13 protein-coding genes are annotated in these 18,743 nt (G+C 47.5%); 8 read left to right on the top strand and 5 right to left on the bottom strand.

Annotated features, from left to right (window positions below; genetic code table 11):
• The first annotated feature begins 51 nt into the window (after positions 1-51).
• Complete coding sequence (locus GA003_09195; protein ID QXD30106.1) at positions 52-2,238, top strand: sulfatase-like hydrolase/transferase; 2,187 nt, start codon at positions 52-54, stop codon at positions 2,236-2,238.
• Positions 2,239-2,254: 16 nt separating this feature from the next.
• Here GA003_09195 and GA003_09190 read toward each other — a convergent pair whose 3' ends face one another.
• Both GA003_09190 and GA003_09185 read right to left on the bottom strand, forming a co-directional pair.
• Entirely contained in the window at positions 2,255-2,479 is a 225-nt protein-coding gene (locus tag GA003_09190; GenBank protein ID QXD30105.1) for a hypothetical protein, read from the bottom strand.
• 24 nt (positions 2,480-2,503) lie between these two features.
• The gene (locus GA003_09185) at positions 2,504-2,800 is read right to left on the bottom strand and encodes a hypothetical protein (protein ID QXD30104.1); all 297 of its coding nucleotides are present in this window, start codon (positions 2,798-2,800) and stop codon (positions 2,504-2,506) included.
• A 264-nt stretch (positions 2,801-3,064) separates the two neighbouring features.
• On the opposite strand from GA003_09185, the gene GA003_09180 reads away from it, so the two are divergent.
• The 3 genes from GA003_09180 to GA003_09170 are packed head-to-tail and all read left to right on the top strand — an operon-like array spanning position 3,065 to position 8,594.
• Complete coding sequence (locus tag GA003_09180; GenBank protein QXD30103.1) at positions 3,065-3,940, top strand: ThuA domain-containing protein; 876 nt, start codon at positions 3,065-3,067, stop codon at positions 3,938-3,940.
• Positions 3,937-5,193, top strand: a complete 1,257-nt coding sequence (locus GA003_09175) for an SGNH/GDSL hydrolase family protein (protein QXD30102.1) — start codon at positions 3,937-3,939, stop codon at positions 5,191-5,193. The genes GA003_09180 and GA003_09175 overlap by 4 nt, the downstream gene beginning before the upstream one ends.
• Before the next feature lie 11 nt (positions 5,194-5,204).
• A complete protein-coding gene (locus GA003_09170; GenBank protein ID QXD30101.1) occupies positions 5,205-8,594 on the top strand; it encodes a HEAT repeat domain-containing protein in 3,390 nt (1,129 codons plus the stop codon).
• A 74-nt stretch (positions 8,595-8,668) separates the two neighbouring features.
• Here the strand turns inward: GA003_09170 and GA003_09165 are convergent, their stop codons facing one another.
• Together GA003_09165 and GA003_09160 are read right to left on the bottom strand one after the other, a co-directional pair.
• The gene (locus GA003_09165; GenBank protein QXD30392.1) at positions 8,669-9,301 is read right to left on the bottom strand and encodes a sulfatase-like hydrolase/transferase; all 633 of its coding nucleotides are present in this window, start codon (positions 9,299-9,301) and stop codon (positions 8,669-8,671) included.
• 48 nt (positions 9,302-9,349) lie between these two features.
• Positions 9,350-10,096 (bottom strand): sulfatase-like hydrolase/transferase, encoded by a 747-nt coding sequence (locus tag GA003_09160; protein QXD30100.1) that lies wholly within the window; start codon positions 10,094-10,096, stop codon positions 9,350-9,352.
• A gap of 84 nt (positions 10,097-10,180) precedes the next feature.
• Here GA003_09160 and GA003_09155 point away from each other — a divergent pair, with 84 nt between their 5' ends.
• The gene (locus GA003_09155; GenBank protein QXD30099.1) at positions 10,181-11,599 is read left to right on the top strand and encodes a sulfatase-like hydrolase/transferase; all 1,419 of its coding nucleotides are present in this window, start codon (positions 10,181-10,183) and stop codon (positions 11,597-11,599) included.
• Between the two features lie 36 nt (positions 11,600-11,635).
• Here the strand turns inward: GA003_09155 and GA003_09150 are convergent, their stop codons facing one another.
• Complete coding sequence (locus GA003_09150) at positions 11,636-12,355, bottom strand: AraC family transcriptional regulator (protein ID QXD30391.1); 720 nt, start codon at positions 12,353-12,355, stop codon at positions 11,636-11,638.
• Between the two features lie 108 nt (positions 12,356-12,463).
• On the opposite strand from GA003_09150, the gene GA003_09145 reads away from it, so the two are divergent.
• The 3 genes from GA003_09145 (at position 12,464) to GA003_09135 (ending at position 18,707) form a co-directional block, all read left to right on the top strand.
• Positions 12,464-15,790 carry a ThuA domain-containing protein gene (locus GA003_09145; protein ID QXD30098.1) on the top strand — a complete coding sequence of 1,109 codons (3,327 nt, stop codon included), beginning with the start codon at positions 12,464-12,466 and terminating at the stop codon, positions 15,788-15,790.
• Positions 15,791-15,943: 153 nt separating this feature from the next.
• Positions 15,944-17,080 (top strand): Gfo/Idh/MocA family oxidoreductase, encoded by a 1,137-nt coding sequence (locus GA003_09140; GenBank protein QXD30097.1) that lies wholly within the window; start codon positions 15,944-15,946, stop codon positions 17,078-17,080.
• 82 nt (positions 17,081-17,162) lie between these two features.
• Positions 17,163-18,707 (top strand): sulfatase, encoded by a 1,545-nt coding sequence (locus GA003_09135; protein ID QXD30096.1) that lies wholly within the window; start codon positions 17,163-17,165, stop codon positions 18,705-18,707.
• Positions 18,708-18,743 lie beyond the last annotated feature (36 nt).

The raw sequence follows: 18,743 nt of genomic DNA, 5'->3' as shown, positions 1-18,743 counted from the left end.
GATTTTTGCCCTTTCCCCGCTGACTTTTTTCCTATTACGTTTCCGCATCATATGAAACGTCTGCTCCTGTTGTTACCCTTATTGCTGCTGTCCTTCCGCCTCATGGCTGAGGAACAGCCAAACATCGTCTTCTTCTTTGCGGATGACCAAACCATTAGCACCTTAGGCTGCTACGGAAATGAGGTTGTCCAGACACCCCATATCGATCGACTGGCAGAGGAGGGGACCTTGTTTCAAAATGCATTTGTCAGCCACTCCATCTGTTGGGTGAGTCGAACGACTATCCTCACCGGTCTGACTGGGCGAGGCTACCGAACGCCTGGAAACCCTGAGTTGGCGCGTCCAGATGCGGTAAACACGCTGTATTCCGATATCCTTCGCGAGCATGGTTATCGCACTGGCTACTTTGGCAAGTGGCACGCCAAAATGCCCAAGGGGTATAAACGGGAAGATCACTTTGACGAATTCGAAGCTATTGGACGAAACCCATTCTACAAAGAGATGCCGGATGGATCGTTGAGGCATGAAACGGAGTTGATCGTCGATCGTGGTATTGAGTTCATTCAAAATCAGCCCAAGGGGCAGCCATTCGCATTGAATATGTGGTTCAATGCCTGTCATGCGGAAGACGGTGATCGTCGACCAGGCATCGGTCATTTCCCCTGGCCGCGAGCGGTGGATGGAATGTATGAGGATATAACGATTGCTCCACCCCGACTCGATGATCCGGACATTTTTGATCGCCTACCTGACTTTTTAAAAACCACCATTAACCGTGAGCGGTTTTTCTGGCGCTGGAATACTCCGGAAAAATACCAAACGAATATCCGAGCTTACTACCGGATGGTCAGTGGCATCGATGGTGCGATTGGGCGGTTCATTGAGGCGCTTGAAGAAACAGGTCTAGCTGAGAATACCATCATTGTTTATTCAGCCGACAATGGCTACTACATGGGCAATCGTGGTTTGGCTGGTAAATGGTCTCACTATGAAGAATCTTTGCGTGTGCCTTTGATTGTATACGATCCACGGGTAGGAGCGAATCAGAGAGGAAAGCGATCAGAGGATATTGCTCTGAACCTGGATTTGCCGTCCACGTTTCTCGAGTGGGCGGGCGCGGATATTCCTAGCCGCTACCAGGGAAGCAGTCTTAAGCCGATTGTTGAAGGAAAGACGCCCAGTGATTGGCGGAAGGAATCCTTTCATGAACATTTTGCAGTACGCCAACGGATTCCTGCTTTTGAAGGGCTACGCAATGAACGTTACAAATATGTGCGTTACATCGATGACAAAAACGAAGAGTTCCTCCATGACCTGGAGAAAGACCCGGATGAATTAGTCAATTTCGCCAGTGATCCCGCTTACGCTAACATTCTGTCTGCCATGCGGGATCGGACGACAACCCGTGTAGCTGAGCTGGGAGGTCCCTTGGGAGCTCCGAAGACGGCGAGAACGCTTTCCTCGGTTCCGCATCCGGAAGCATCTGCGGCAGTTACGGTTAAACCAGGCAAGGATGGTTTTGTGCAGCTTATCTCTAACAATTTGTTCCGTAATTGGACCGGAGATCCAAAGTATTGGTCGGCCAGCAAAGGTATACTGACGGGTACCACGGACGGATCATTGAAGATGAACCGCTTTATCACCTGGAAAGGTTCGACGATTCGAAACTTTGAACTTCGAGCTAAAGTTCGAGTCAGCGCCGGAGGAAACAGCGGTATCCAGTATCGTGGACAATCACGGCCAGATCTTGATTTGGATATCGTTACCGGCTATCAGTGTGATGTGGTGGCCGATCGTCCGGAATACAACGGCATGCTTTATGAGGAAAAAGGTCGTCGCATACTGTCCCATACAGGAGAGAAAGTGATCATTGATACCAAGGGCCAACCGTGGGTCATTGAGAAAATGCCGGTAAAAAAATTCGCTCCTGGTGAGTGGCATGACTTCCGTGTGCTCGTGCGAGGTAATCATCATCAACACTGGATCGATGGTCATAAAACGGCGGACCTGATCGACTTTGATGAAGCGGGCCGCGCATTAGAAGGTGTATTGGCGGTCCAAGTTCATGTAGGTCCTGTCATGACGATTGAATACAAGGACTTTAAGATCAAACACCTGCCGGACAATTTGCCGCTTCTCCAACCCGAAGATCACCCGATCCCGGCGGGCGCTCACGGTGTTCGCCCGCAAGGTCGACTCCCCAAAGGCTGGAAAGCACCGATTTACGGAAATCAGTAATTTGAGCCAGGATTGTCTACTCTGCTTTGCTCTGTTTTAAGATTTCCTGAATGGTTTCAAATTGTTCTCTGGGGCCATTCGACTTGGGGTCATTAATAGCAGTCTCAATCGTTTGGTAAAGTTCTTCGGTAAGATAACCACTTTTACGTAATCCTTCGCTGGTGTATTTCCACCATGCGCGAGCATAGGGGCTCTTGAAAATCCAAGCTGCATCCATCTCTACTTCTTCCTTCCAGTCCATATTCCCCAAAACTCCGGCCTCGCTTTAGCGATAAAGGTTAATCCAACGGAATAACGGGGCAAAGGTGACCGCTTCCAGCGCCCGCATTTCTGCCAGGGTTAGGTTTTCAGGATCGAGCAACGACTTTTCCCAGATGGCAGGTAGATTCTCCCCGGCAAATGACGCCTCATAGGATGAGTATGAATCATAGTATTGATTCATTATCTGAGAACGCATCAGATCTTCGTTTTGATTCATCTGCACCAGAACCAGAAGGATGCCGACTAGGATACCCAAGTCAGCGATGACTCTTAACCAGTCATTTAGCTTATTAAATTTCATACCTATAACGGGATTCGTTGAATGTCTTTATGGAAATGTTAAATTTTGAAGAACCATCACAAGGCCGTGTTTGATCACATTCAATTCAATAGTCTAGTTGAACCTGACATCTACCTTTCAACTTGTGTTGTCAGGCAACTGCGACCAGTTTGGTTATTTGCTTAATTACCCTAGGCCATTGCCTCAAATCTTACCTGCATTGAATATTCCCATCCCGTTTTTACAGGCTACCATTATTGAACGCTTGGTATAAACTTCTACCCTATGAAATTCTTATTGAAGCTGACCCTGTCCGTGGTCGTTTTGACTTGGTTGTCAATTTGTCTACGAGCTGCTGATCATAAACCCCATGTCGTGCTGGTTGCTGGCACGCTCCACTATTCTCCTGAGTTAACCATGCCAGTGTTTGCCGAGGAGCTTGAGCGTTTCGGTTTTAGAACGACCGTTGTCATGGGTGAGGGCGATCCGGAGAAAAAGACAACGAATGTCCTGCCCGGAATTGATGCTTTGTATGATGCAGACGTGGCGATTTTCTTTTGCCGATTCCTGAAACTGCCCGATGAAGAGTGGAAACCCATTGAGGATTACATTACTTCAGGAAAACCGGTCATCGGACTAAGGACAGCCAACCATTCCTTTAAATACCCCAAGGAACATCCGCGATTCGAATGGAATGACGGTTTTGGTCGCCGCGTGCTGGGGACTCCTTATGTTGTGCATCAATCGAGTGTGACGGATATCAGTGTTATTGAGCGTGCCTTGAAGCATCCGATCATGACCCACGTAACCAAGACGAACTGGGTATCCGAAGGAACCCTTTACTTAACTCGTTTGGAAAGTGGAAGTATTCCGCTCGTGACTGGAACAGGTGAAGGTAAGAACCGCTTGCTGCAAAAGGCATATGGACCATTGATCACCAGTACCTTGGAAGCGGACATTGTGGCCTGGGCCTGGGAAAATGAGTGGGGCGGAAAAGTTTTTGGTACCTCTTTCGGCCATCCGGCAGATTTCGCCGAAGTGTCGTTTAACCGAATGCTACTCAACAGTGTTTGCTGGATGACCGATCAGCCTCTTCCGGAAGCGAATGCAAAACTCACTACTTGGAACATCGAGCGAGCGGATAAAAAACCTAAAAAATGAAACACTCTCAATTGGTTCGGATGATCCTGTCCGGCGCATTAATACTATTCATTGGTTTAAATCAGCTCACAGCTGCTATTCGTGGAGGCGATCACATCGCCATCGTTGGCAATACCTTCGCGGATCAATTGCGTAATCACGGTTACCTGGAAACCTTATTACTCAATGAGTTTACCGCAGATCCTATTTCAATGCGTAACCTGGGGTGGGGAGGCGACACCCTAACGACTCGAGATCGACCCACGAATTTCCCGACTGAGGAATCCACGCTGACCGAGCATCAAGCGGATGTGATCATTGCCTGCTTTGGGATGTTCGAATCCTTTGCAGGAGAGGCCGGACTGGAAAATTTTAAATCTGATTTAATCGCCTTTATTCAATCCCATGAAGGAAAGCAGTACAACGACGAATCTGAGGTTCGATTGATTCTAATTTCCCCCATTGCCTACGAAAACCTTGGAACCCTAACACCCAATTGGAAGCAGCGAAACAAGGACTTAAAGCGATATACCGAATCTATGGGTGAGGTAGCTCAAAAACATGGAATTCCCTTTGTCGATTTATACACACCCACACGCACCTTATTTGACGATGAATCTAACTCACAGCTCACCACGAATGGAGTTCATCCAAATGACTTTGGTTACTGGGCCATAAGCAGTCTGGTCTTTAAGGAACTGATGGCCATGGACTCTAAGCGGGCAACCCCGTGGCGTATGCGCATCGATGCTAAATCAGGGAAGACGGAATCAAACGGTGTCGCTCTATCCGATTTCTCTCTGCGTGGAAATCAATTTAGCTTTCAGGTTGAGGAACGAAGTAGTCCCTTTGTGCCTCCGCCACAAGAAGGTGAACTGCCAGCCTTGCTAAAGGACTTTCGTGACACGCTGGTGATTGAAAACCTGGAACCCGGTGAATACTCATTGGTAGTGGATGGAGTGCCGGTGGTTACAGCTACCCATGAACAATGGGCTCAGGGGGTTCCGATTGACTCAACCCCTGCCCACAGAGATACCGAAGAATACCGGGAAGCAGTGGTGGATAAAAACACCCAATTCGTCTACAGCTGGAAAGCGCTTAACCAGGTTCATATTGTGGGGGAGCGGAGAAATTCCAGTAGCGGTCGAGCCCTGCCAGCAGAAGTGAAAGCGTTTAATAAACTGACCAAACAAAAAGATAAAGGCCTGGGTGGTGGCACGGAACGTAAGACAAGAAACTGGCAAGTGTTGCCCAATGAAAAACTCACAAACTAGAGGCTGATTTTATGACACACTTTTTTCCAATCTTGCTGATATTGTCCCTGTCCTCATCGGTGCTCCTAGCCCAGCAAGCTTCAGGCATTAAGACGGCAAACCTAAAAGGCGCGGATCTCGATTTATTGAATAACCATGATCCAGCGTCGGAGCTGGAAAACTTTGAGTTGATGGACGGTTACGAAATCAACCTCTTTGCAGCTGATCCCATGTTAGCGAACCCAATTCATATGGTTTGGGATTCGCGTGGCCGGTTATGGGTCGCTTGTTCCTGGGCGTATCCACAAATCAAACCCGGGGATGTAGCCAATGATAAAATTATCATTCTTGAAGACACTGATAATGATGGGGCGGCTGATAAATCTACGGTCTTTGCCGACGGGCTTTATTTGCCCACTGGGATCGAGCTGGCCAATGGCGGTTGCTATGTAGGTCAGTCACCCGACATTTACTTTCTTAAAGATACGGACGGTGATGATGTCGCTGATGTGAAGGAATTGGCCCTCACCGGTTTTGGCATTGAAGATAATCATCACTCGATCAGTGCCTGGCGACGTGGACCCGGTGGTTGGATCTATTTTCAGGAAGGCATCTTTCTCCATGCTCAGGTTGAAACTCAGCATGGATTGGTTCGTAACTACAATGGTGGGGTCTATCAATTTAACCCAAGGACCGGAGAGCTGAAAGTATTCGTCAAAGGAACTGGAGGAAATCCCTGGGGCCATGTATTCGATAAATGGGGACAATCATTTATGGTTAATAATCCTCGCATCATGTATCTTTCGCCAAGCTCGGGTGCTTTTAAGGAGAATACACGTGTAGCACCCCTTATTAGCACGGAGAAACAATGCGGGGGTGACCTGGTCACAGGAACCCACTTGCCCGACGAATTGCAGGGGCAATTGCTGACCTGTCGATTTAAGAGCCGTTCTATTATCCGTTACGAATTCATCGAAGATGGGGCCGGTTACTCGGCCAATGTCCTGGAACCGTTGGTGACATCGAAACACCCAAATTTTCGTCCAGTGGATTGCAAGATCGGTCCTGATGGAGCCATCTATGTCGCGGATTGGTATAACTCGATCATTAATCATGCTCAGCACGATTTTCGGGATCCTCGTCGGGACCACGAGCATGGACGGATATGGCGAATCACTCACAAGGACCGACCATTAGCAGAAAAGCCAAAGCTATATGGTGCCACGATAGACTCACTCGTTTCCCAGTTGGGAAGTCCTGAGGCCTGGACCAGGCATCAAGCTCGGAAAGAGTTAAGCGAACGCAATCCTGATCAGGTTTTAGCTGCGGTTGAAAACTGGGCCTCATCACTGAATTCAAATTCTCCTGATTACGCTCACGGATTAGTTGAGTCAATGTGGGCCTGTCAAAATGTCGAACGAGCCAGTGAAATGATTCTGACTAAGATTATCCAATCAGATAGTCCTCACGCCCGTTCAGCTGGAGCTCGTGTGATTCGTTATTGGCATGATCAACTCTCTGATCCTGTTGGCATGATTGCTAAACTGGCGGATGATCCTTTTCCACGCACTCGCATGGAGGCCGTTCTCTCCGCTGGCTTTATTCCTGAAGAAGATATCCTCCCGGCCTTATTGAATGTACTAAATCACGAGCGAGACAAATTTATCAATGCAGCCATACCATCCACTATGGCCGCCTTGGAATCGGAATACATACCTGCATTGGAAAATGACTCACTCAACTTTTTTGATCCTAAACACCGTCTCTTCGCCGAACAGTCCGCTGGTCTCGGGTTGGACAAACGCTTGATTTCCTTACTCAGAGAGTCTAATCCTTCGACGTCGGAGATTAATGAAGTCGCAAAGCAATTTTCAGCGAATCCAACCGCAAAGCTTATCCGCATTCTAGTAAATGCAATTGGGAAAGGGGGTCTACCATCAGACGAAGCTGTGATAGGGATGTTGAATGAACTCCAGAAAATCGGTGCCAAGGGTAATTTGAAACCGGGGCGCTATTTCCAAAACTTATTATCGGAGTTAACTCATCCCAATGATGAGGTCGCTGCCGGAGTCGCTGCCAGCCTTGGCAGTTGGCAATATCGAGAAGGAGGTGAGGATTTATTAAATGCACTAAACGATAAAGGTCGCTCCTCCAATGTTCGTTCAGCAGCTGCGGTTTCCTTGGCTCAATTAGGTCAGACCCAATACGTAAATGAATTAAAAGCTTTAGCTGAATCTGGCGATATTGAAACTCGCTACCATGCCGTGACGGGGCTGGCTGTAGCCGACATGGACGATGCAAAAGTTGCGGTTGCCTCTGTCTTGTCTGAAGATCCCGGAAAAGCTGATCCGGTAGCGCTCGTACAGAGTTTTACGAAAATCCGAAGAGGTGACGGCATTCTAGCAGACGCTCTGACAGATGTAGCGATTCATCCCAAGGTCATGTCAGCGGTTGCTACCTTTCATCGTCAAACAGGTCAGCTACCCAATAGGCTTTGGGAATTATTTTTGGAGCCCACTAAGGCTGCATTGAGTGCATTGCTTTTAAAACAAGACAGGGATAAACTCACTTTCGATGTCGATCGTTATGGAGTCGCTGCTCGTGGAGAAATGATTTTCCGTAGACCTGAAGTCGCCTGTATTAGCTGTCATGGTATCGGCTCCGTCGGGCCTACGCTCGGCCCCAATCTCGTGGCGGTTGGTACTGCAGCTTCAACCAGCTATATGATCGAAGCCATCTTGGAGCCCAATGCATCCATTGCAGAGCACTATGAAAACCTCATGTTTGCGATGACGGACGGAACCAACCATATGGGAGTAATCAGTTTTCAAAATGAACAGGAAGTGATCATACAGGATTCGGCTCAAGGAGGAAAAGAAATTGCTCTTCCGGTGGCAAATATTGCTCAGCGCACCCTGATGCCGTCCCTTATGCCAGCAGGTTTGGCAGACCAATTAAATAGCCGACAGGAGTTTCTAGATCTAGCCAAATTTCTGTCCTTGCTTGGACAACCTGGACCGTATGCAAACACTGAACGTCCTTTTATTCGCAAGTGGCATACCGCTCCGGCAACGAGCAATGACTTACCCTCAAATATCTCCAACTGGACAACTGTCTATAGCCAGGTGAATGGCGAACTTCCATTTATTGAACTGGGAGATAAGTCACGGGTATTTGCACAGGGGTTTGTCAATGTTCAGGTAGGCGGCCAACTGATACTGGACTTAAATGACACGAAAGGACTGCAACTTTGGGTAAATGGCGAAAGTAAAGGTATCACCGATACGATATCTCTGCCAAAGGGTAATCACTCAATCACCTTCGCAATTGAGCCTGAAAAGCGAAACGACACGGGTCTTTTGGTAGAACTGAAAGCAGCCGCAGGATCCTCCATCAAATTTCAGCCTGAAGGGGGAATTTAGTTTATTCTCCTCCTCGCTGTTAAGCTCCAGGTTTTTAGAATAGCGGCTGTCTGAATAGATTAAATCATAGAATTCTATTTATCCAGAATTGTCCTAAGTTGCTTCGACATCCTGTCTACTTGCTTTGAACGATTCGCATAATGGTTCTTCTGTTCACTAATGTTGTTCTTCAAGTTATAGAGTTCACCTTCCGAACCTCGTTTACCTTTACGTGGAAGCATCAACTTCCAGTCACCCGTTCGAATGGAATTCGTGTCATGAATGATCGGTGGACGAACGGGTAGTTCTTCTCCGTGCATGGAGGCTAAAAAACTCACACTGTCTCGGGCAGCGTTCTTAGGCACCGCATCCAGTCCGATCAATTCAGTGAAGGTAGCAAACATATCGGCGAATGAAATGGTGTAATCGTTAATTGAGCCTGATTGGATAGTCCCTGGCCAACGCATGATGAAAGGGACTCGATGGGCGCCTTCCCAAAGTGTTCCTTTTCGACCCCGCAAGGGACCTGTCGAGGAATGTCTGAAATGTTCGGTGTTTTCCTCATACCAGACAGGACCGTTATCACTGGAAAAAATAACCAGGGTATCGTTGGCCAAACCGGTGTCATTCAGTGTCTGCATTAACTTACCCACAGTAGCGTCTATTTGCATAACAAAGTCGCCCCACATACCGACTTTACTCTTCTCCTGGAACTCTTTCGTTGGCAACCAAGGCGTGTGAGGTGAGGGGAAGGCGAGGTAAAGAAATAAGGGCTTTTATGAGCCACTAGCGGAGTAGGCCTGGAGGACCTTTTGTGACTCTTGCAAAAATCGTGGCGTAACCTCTTCGTGAACGAAATCAGAGCCAATAGGTCCTTCTCGCCAGAAGGCACCCTGAATACGATTCCAACCATCCGGATCGCCTTCACTGGTCCGTGCTTGAATGGTTTCCGTAGGCTCGGCGGTTGCTTTACGATTTCTAATATAGAAATAAGGTGGAATATCCAGTGAGGCATGCATACCGAAAAAGCTATCAAATCCACGGTCTGCCGGGCCACCTGTGATTGGATTGGAATGATCGAAGATCGCTGGTCCCGCTTTTTGTGGAGGCATGTCAAATCCCTGGTGCCATTTTCCCACCATGGCCGTTTGGTAACCGTTCGCTTGCAGGAGTGAAGCAATTGTCCACTGACTTTTATGCGTGGTTGGCTGCTCCTTCACTTTAAGTTCAGCACGAACGGCGAAAACCCCAGTCATTAGCGCGTAACGGGATGGCACACAGGTAGAACCCCCGGAATGCGCATCGGTAAATCGCATGCCTTCAGCCGCCAATTGGTCCAAGTGGGGCGTATCGATTTTGCCTTCCGGATTATAGGCTCGGATATCTCCGTATCCCAAATCATCGGCCAGGATAAAGACGATGTTTGGCTTTTCCCCGATTCCGATCGAGCAGAAGGCAGTAAATAGAAGGGCAAAGAGTCGTTTTTTCATCTTAAGGTAGAAAACGATGAAAGGGGTGGTCATAGACGACTGCAACTAATTCTCAGTTTTGGCCTTTACCTCCAATTGATCTGGATTCTATGGAAAGGTTCTGCATAAACAAAGACTATGAACTACCTTAGGAAGATTACCCTTACCCTGTTATCATTCTTGTTTGCTGCATCCTTATGGGCTTCTGATCGCCAGCCCAACATCGTTTTGATCATGATCGATGATGCGAGCTGGGAGTGTTTTGGTCCCTACGGAGCTGTAGACTATAAGACTCCTAATATTGATGCCTTGGCTTCTAAGGGGATGAAGTTTGATCAAACCTATTCTACTCCCATTTGTACGCCGTCTCGGGTTAAGTTGATGACCGGCCAATATAATTTCCGAAACTACACTCACTTCGGTTATTTGAACCCGAAAGATAAGACCTTCGGCCATAAGCTGCAAGATGCAGGTTACAGAACCGCCATTGCCGGCAAATGGCAGCTTAATGGGCTGTATCACAATGCGCCTGATTCAATGGATACGAAACGCCCAATAAAAGCCGGCTTCCACGAATCGCTTCTTTGGCAAGTGACTAAAGGAAAGGGATTGGCCAATGGAGGTGGCGAGAGATATTGGAATGCGCCTTTAGAGCACAACGGTGAGCACATTTCCAGAGAGGAAAACTGGGGTAAATATGGCCCCGATATGTTCACTGATTTTATCTGCGACTTCATGGAGAGAAATAAGGAAGACCCATTCTTTGTTTATTACCCCATGGTGCTTGTTCACGATGTGTTTGTGCCGACTCCTGATACACTTGGGGACACGCCGTTGGATGTGGCCAATAAAATGCCTAAGGAACCGCATCTGCGAAAAAAACACTTTGTAGCCATGGTGAATTACATGGATAAGCTGATAGGCAGGATTGTTTCTCAGATCGATAATCTTGGCATCGCCGAAGATACCATTTTTATGCTTACCTGCGACAACGGCACCGACACCAAGATAACGTCGACCTGGAATGGCATAGAGCTTCAAGGAGGTAAGGGCGGAACCACTGACCGAGGAACTCATGTCCCCCTTTTTGCGTATTGGAAAGGTCATACACCCCAAGGAGGCATATCCAATGATCTGATCGAATTCACTGATTTCTATCCGACCTTGGCCGAAGCCGCTGGTGCCGAAATGGGCCCAAGAGACCCCATTGATGGCATTAGCTTCCTTCCCTTGTTAAAAGGAGAAAAGAGGACGGCCGAACGAAATTGGCAATTGAATCATTATCAACCCTACTGGGGGCCGATGCCGGGACAGTATATTCGGAACAAGGATTTCAAACTCTACCGTGATGGACGCCTTATTCATGTCTCTAAAGATCTCTTTGAGGAAAAGGATTTGGCGGGTAGCAATAACAAGCAGGCGCAATCTGCCAAAGAGGAATTAGCTTCCGTCCTACACCAGGTTCCCGATGTGATTCCAGGCAACAGGGATAGGAGAGAAGTGCATCGACCGGTGTATCCAGGAATTCATGACCTGCTTCGGGATCCTGGAGATTGAGGTAAGCATTGGCAGTAAGCTATTCTGCTACTATTTTCATGCCCTGGGCATATTCTTCTTCCGGTAAGCCAAGGGTGTGACGCCTATGTGTTTGCGAAAATGCTGAGTGAATGAACTTTGGTCGTAGAAACCTAAAGACTGTGCCAAATCTGATATGGTGCGTTCGGTGTTTCTAAGCTCTTCACAAGCGGCCTGAATACGAGTCTTAATCAAAAAGGATTGCGGAGTTGTATTAAACGCCTCTTTGAACCGTCGATTAAATTGACGGACCGACATGCCCACCATTTTTGCCAGATCAGAAAACAGAATCTGTTCAGTGAAATGTGAGCGAAGATATTCAACCGCTTTATGAAATTGAAGATTAGGGTAGAGGGTGTTCTCTCCACGAACCAAACTCTTTACGGTTCCCATTACGCCAATGATGTCTCCCTCATGATTGAATACGGGGAATTTATTTGTCAGAAACCAGTCCGGTAACCCTTGTGAGTCGAAGAACAGTTCAAGGATATCCAGTTTTGGTTTTCCCGTATTAAGGATCTCCAAATCGTCTCTGCGAAAGTTCTCGGCCAAGCGTTGTGGGAATAATTCAAAATCGTTCTTCCCAATGAGATCAGCTTCGGAGTCGACTCCTAGTCGCTCCCAAAATCTTTTATTTGCTGCGATTAGTTCCAGTTTATTGTTCTTCGCAAAGAATGAAATTCCTGGAATATGGTTAAACAAGATATCAAAATGACTGTCTGGTGCGATCTCGGCCAGAAACTGGTCTTTCTCTACTAGCGATGATTTTCCTTCAGTCATTGATCGGCCAAGATCTAATAAATATAGACCAAGACTTCCAAGACTTATTTTTCTGTTACATCTAGAATGCCTACCTTGAAAACCCCACGTTTGTATTCTCGTTATATTTTACTCATCCTGGCAGCTCTATTCTCATTCACTGGCTGCAAACAGGCTTCTGGAATATTATTGCCCAGGAATGTGCACGAAGGCCCAATTAGAGTATTGTTTCTTGGTGACGAGGAAGAAAACCATCGCTCCGATTTATACTATCCCATGCTTCAGCAAGCATTGGGACCCAATGCCATTTACTTCGATTACGTGACAACCGTTGAAGAAGCCTTGGGAGATGGGGATTTTTTAAACCGATTCGATTCGCTTCTAATTTATGCGAATCACAAGGAGATCACTCCGCTTCAGTGGGAAAACCTCAATGCGTTTATTGACTCTGGGGGTGGATTCCTGCCCATACATTGTGCCAGCTGGTGTTTCCAGAATGAGCCTGGATTTGACCAATTAGTAGGTGGCCGTTTTGCGGGACATAAAAAGGGCGTATTTAAGGTATCAACGATTGAACCAGAACACCCGGCCATAGCAGGCGTTCCGGAACTGGAAGCCTGGGACGAAACTTATTTTCACAAAAACCATAACGAAAAGGATCGCACCATTCTTCAAGTTCGTGAAGTAGCCGGGCGAGATGATAACATCACTAAACCCGAGCCCTGGACTTGGACCAGGACCCAGGGCAATGGAAGGATCTTCTACACAGCCTCGGGACATGACGAACGTGTCTGGGGACGAAGCGAGTTTCATGAACTTCTCAAGTCCGGAATTCTTTGGTCCGTAGGCGATGAGAGACTTGCTAGTTATCAGAGCTTTATCAATGGACGCACACCGCTCTCCTATGAAAAGCGTGACAACATTCCCAACTACGAAAACCGACCTGAGCCATTGCCTTATCAACTACCTTTGTCTGGTGAGGATAGTATAAGTTACACCCGAGTGCCTGTGGGCTTTCGCCTGGAGCTATTCGCCAGTGAACCAGATATCGTTAACCCGGTTTGCATGGCTTGGGATGAACTTGGGCGGCTGTGGGTAGCAGAGACGATCGATTATCCAAATGAGATAACTTCAAGCCGCCAAGGACGCGACAATATCAAAATATTGGAAGATACAGATGGAGATGGGAAATGCGACAAGGTCACAGTTTTTGCGACGGGACTAAATATTCCTACATCAATCACCTTGGCTAATGGGGGAGTGATCGTTGCCCATGCACCCGATTTCTTATTTCTAAAAGATACCGATGGAGATGACGTAGCCGATGTGCGGGAAGTGCTCAACACCGGTTGGGAGATACGCGATACCCATGCTGGGCCTTCAAACTTGCGATATGGATTTGATAACAAGATATGGGGCACGGTGGGCTACGCTGGATATCGAGGACCACTGGCAGAGGGTGAAGGCTATATTCGGATGGGGATTTATACCATGACACCCGAAGGAAAGGACCTAACCTTTATGCATCAATTCAACAACAACACCTGGGGCATGGGGTTCATGGAATCGGGTGAGGTGTTCGGATCAACTGCCAATAACAATCCGGCATTCTTTGGAGGTTTTCCAGAAACCGGGTATGCCGCTGATCCAGGTATGTCGGCCAAGATGATCGCCGATACGCCGACCTTCCATCCCATTACTCCCAATGTGCGGCAAGTAGATGTATTTGGAGGCTACACTGCGGGCTCGGGCTACGCTTTCGCAACGTCTGGTAATTTTCCTGAATCCTGGCGGAGTAAGGTTTCTTTTCTGGCCGGACCCACAGGCAATCTACTTGGCATGTATAAAAACATTCCAGATGGATCCGGGTATGTGGCAAAAAACAATTTCTCACTTATCGCCAGTGCTGATGAATGGTTCTCACCTATTATGGCCGAGGTAGGTCCGGATGGAAATTTATGGGTGGCTGACTGGTATAACTTTATCATTCAGCACAATCCTACACCCTCTGCTGTCCGAGGAGGTTATGATGCTGAGCGCGGAACTGGTAATGCTCATGTAAATCCCAATCGTGACCGTCAGCACGGTCGTATTTATCGATTGATTTGGGAAGGAGCAAAAGAACCCTCTATTCATTCACTGGCTGGAGCGAGTTTTGACCAATTGGTTGCTGCTTTAAAAGACGACAATATGTTTTGGCGCTTAACCGCTCAACGCCTATTGGTTCAACAACAAGCAACTGGGGTTGAGGAATCCCTAAAGGAACTTCTCATGGCTGGTGGATTTCCTGGCTTACATGCGTTTTGGACCTTACAGGGTCTTGGGGAACTGGATGCGGCGCTTCATCAATCTGCTTTATTGCACAAAGATCCAGTCCTGCGAAAAGCGGCTGCTACGGCTCTTGGGAATAGCGAACAGGATAAAACGCTGCTTATTGATACGGCCATTCTTGCAGACGAAGATCTCGGCGTGAGGCGGACTGCGTTTACTGCCTTGGCGCATCTGCCAAAAGACGGGGCACTGGAAGGCATGATTAAGCGGCTTTATCAGGAAACTATAAATCGCGAAGACCTCTGGCTCTCTGTTGCATTGAAAGCCGCCGCGGCTAACCAGGGAGTGAATTTAGGAGCTTCCATTCTCGGTCCCAATCATTTGCAACACGGTTCATTTGAAAACGTAATTGATGGAATTCCCGAAGGTTGGACGCTGACCGAATCGAATAACTATGGAAATACGAACTTGTATTTTAAACGGGCAGAAAAAGATCGGTATGACCCTAAATCGGGAAGCAATCTGTTCACGATTGTAGCAGACAAGGGCGCTACCTTTACTTGGAGTACGACTGCTGAAGTAAAAGCTAATACTAATTACCGTTTAGCTACTTGGGCAGCCGCACCAGCCTTACGCGAAGGGAATGGATTCTATATTGGGATCGATGAAATCCCGGAAGCGAAAAGTGGTACTCAACGCTGGCAAATGGCCTGGGAGGAGAGAGAGGTTTTCTTTAATTCTGGTGATCATGAAAATTTGACGGTGAATATTAATTACACTGGCGGAAGACCCTTCGATGGGAAAATGATTTTTGATGATTTCACTTTATCTGAGGTGCTAGGAAATGAAGATACCGAACTTCAAGGTGATGCTGCTAAGGGAAGGCAGATTTTTCACGAACACGAAATGGCTACATGCATACGTTGTCATCAGGTCAACGGTGAGGGTGGAGTGGTAGGCCCGCTGTTAGATGGCATAGCTGGAAGAAAAGATGCCAACTATTTACGCGAGAGTTTAGTCGATCCACAGGCAACGATTGCAGAAGGATTTCCCGTAGAAGTATCCCCGATGCCTCCGTTTGGAGTACTTCTTTCTCCGCAGGAACTGGAAGATGTGCTAGCGTATTTGCTGACTTTAAAATAAAAACTTAGAAACGAAAGTTAACCACAGATGAACTCAGATAAACTCAGATTCATGAAATACGTGATTGGGCATTTGCGTACATGTGCGTCTATTGTCAGGCCTTCTCATTTCAGTCGTGAAGTGGTTAATAATTCCATCAAATAGTATACCCATATGAGTGATAAGAAAATCAATATAGCCATCGTCGGTCTCGGATTCGGCGCCGAGTTCATTCCCATCTATCAAAAACATGCTCAAGCGAACATGTATGCCATTTGCCAGCGCACCGAATCTGCGCTCAATGAAGTAGGCGACAAGTATGGAGTGGAAAAACGCTATACCGATTATAATGAGTTGCTTAAAGACCCAGAGGTGGATGCCGTCCACATAAACTCACCTATCCCAAATCATGCAGAACAATCGATTGCCGCACTAAAGGCCGGCAAGCATGTGGCCTGTACCGTGCCTATGGCAACTTCGGTAGAAGACTGCTTGGAGATCATTCGTTTGGTCAATGAAACTGGCTTAAAATACATGATGATGGAAACCGTGGTTTACTCGCGCGAGTTCCTCTACATGAAAAAACTTTTTGAGGATGGTGAGCTAGGCAAATTGCAATTTCTCCAAGCATCCCATCAACAGGACATGGATGGATGGCCTGGTTATTGGCCAGGTCTACCGCCGATGTACTATGCTACACACTGCGTCGGTCCAGTCCTTGGTTTGCCGAAAAAGGATGCAGAATATGTGAGCTGTTTTCCATCAGGAACTATCCGCGAAGAGATGCATCATCACTACAATTCTCCATTCGCAATTGAGACCACTCATATCAAAATGCGGGACAGCGACCTGACGGCACGCATCATCCGGTCACTATTTGATGTTGCTCGTCAGTATCGCGAAAGCATCGATGTCTACGGCGTTGATAAATCAGTCGAATGGCCATTGATCGAAGGCGAACCCCTGGTCGTTCACACGGCAAAGAAACCGGAACCTGAAATCCCTGAGAAGGTGCAATGCCCTGACTTTGGTCATCTGCTACCCGATGAAGTGGCTCCCTTTACGCTTGGCGGTGTTTACGGCGGTGATGAAGGAGACGAGGAGCATTTGTCTTTCACTCAGGGTGCCGGCCACGGCGGTTCCCACCCTCATCTGGCTCATGAGTTTGTGGATGCACTGATCCAAGGCCGTGACCCATGGCCCAACGCCAAGCAATCGGCCAATTGGACCTGCACCGGTATTCTCGCCCATGACTCAGCGCTAAAGGGCGGGGAACTGGTTAGACTACCGGATGAGACGTTCTCTGAGTAAGGTTTCAGTGTTCAGGTGTCGGATGTCAGTAAGTTACTGAACCCTGACACCTGTAGGATAACATATTTAAATCCAGGCTTATATGACCAAGAAATTAACAATCTTTGTTCTGGTCTCATTTCTTTTCCTGACACCTTTGTTCAGCAAACAACCCAATATCTTATTCATCGCGGTCGATGATATGAATGATTGGATTGGGCCACTTGGAGGATTGGATATTGCCAAGACACCTGGGTTGGATCGATTGGCTGCAGAAGGCGTTACTTTTGCCAATGCGCATTGTGCATCACCTGCGTGTGCCTCTTCGCGTTTGGCCAATATGACTGGTGTTCAACCGTCCAAATCCGGTGTTATGCAAAACGTCTGGTTTGACGGACCTAAATGGCGGGAGATTCCGATTCTTAAAGACATAGAAACGGTTGAGCAGTTTTTTAAGAACCGTGGATATGAAACTTTGGCGGGCGGAAAGATCTATCATTCACTCGCTCCACCGTGGCTTACCTCGAATCAAGCGGATCCGGATGGTTGGGATTTTTATTATCCGAGTATTTCTGTTCCCATGGGCCATCAAATCAGTGCCCCTGAGGATGTTATCAATCCAGAGCAGTTTGAAGGAGGTCGGCATAAGTGGTTCACATGGGGGCCGATTCAAGCGGAAGATAAAAAAATGATCGACCACCAGTTGGTTGATTGGGTGCGCTACGAATTAAATCGTCCGCGGGAACATCCACTCTATCTCGCTTGTGGTATTTTTCGACCCCACATGCCTTGGGAGGTGCCGCAAAAGTATTTCGACATGTATCCACTCGAGGATATTCCAGAGCTGGAGATAGCAGAGCATGATCTGGAAGATGCCTTGGTCCACATTCGACGAGGCTGGCATAAGTTTGTCTTGGAGAATAAGCAATGGAAGCATGTGATTCAGGCCTACTTGGCGTCCATCAGTTTTGCGGATGCTCAAATCATGCGACTATTGGATGCGCTTGAGGAATCAGGAAAAGCCGATGAAACTATAGTAGTGCTTTGGTCGGATCATGGCATGCATATTGGAGAAAAAGAAAATTTGGAAAAATTTACTCTCTGGGAAGAGTCAACCCGCGTTCCTTTTTTCGTGAAAGCACCTGGTATTGGAAAAGCCGGTACCGTGATCAGCGAACCTGTCAGCTTGCTGGATGTTTACCCGACGTTGGTAGATTTGGCTGGCTTCGACACGCCTGAACATTGCAATGGAGTAAGCGTAGTGCCGCTACTTGAGAATCCGAATAAGAAACGTGATCACCGGGCTTTAACCAGTTTCACATTTCCCGGGGAGAAGACAGGACATTCACTGAGAGGTGCTCGGTATCGGTATATTTACTACGAATGGAATCACTTGGAAGAGTTGTATGACCATGAGAATGACCCTCATGAGTTTGTGAACCTGGCTTATGATTCAAGATTCGGAAGCCAAATCAAAGACATGCGGAATGAACTGGTGAGCCGAGTTGATGAGGTGAGTTTGAAATCTATTTCCAAGCCTCCTGCCGGTTATACGGTGAGAGCGGGCAGAGTGATGGCTAATGAATATGAATCCATGACGGAAGTTCCATTGCCGAAAGAACGGCCCAAAGTTCAGGGGATACGATGAGTGATGGTCGGCCAATGGTGTCACCACCATTGCTAC

This window comes from Opitutia bacterium ISCC 52 (assembly GCA_014529675.2).
Classification (GTDB): Bacteria; Verrucomicrobiota; Verrucomicrobiia; order Opitutales; family UBA2995; genus UBA2995.
This window is presented reverse-complemented; position numbering and strand designations above follow the sequence as displayed.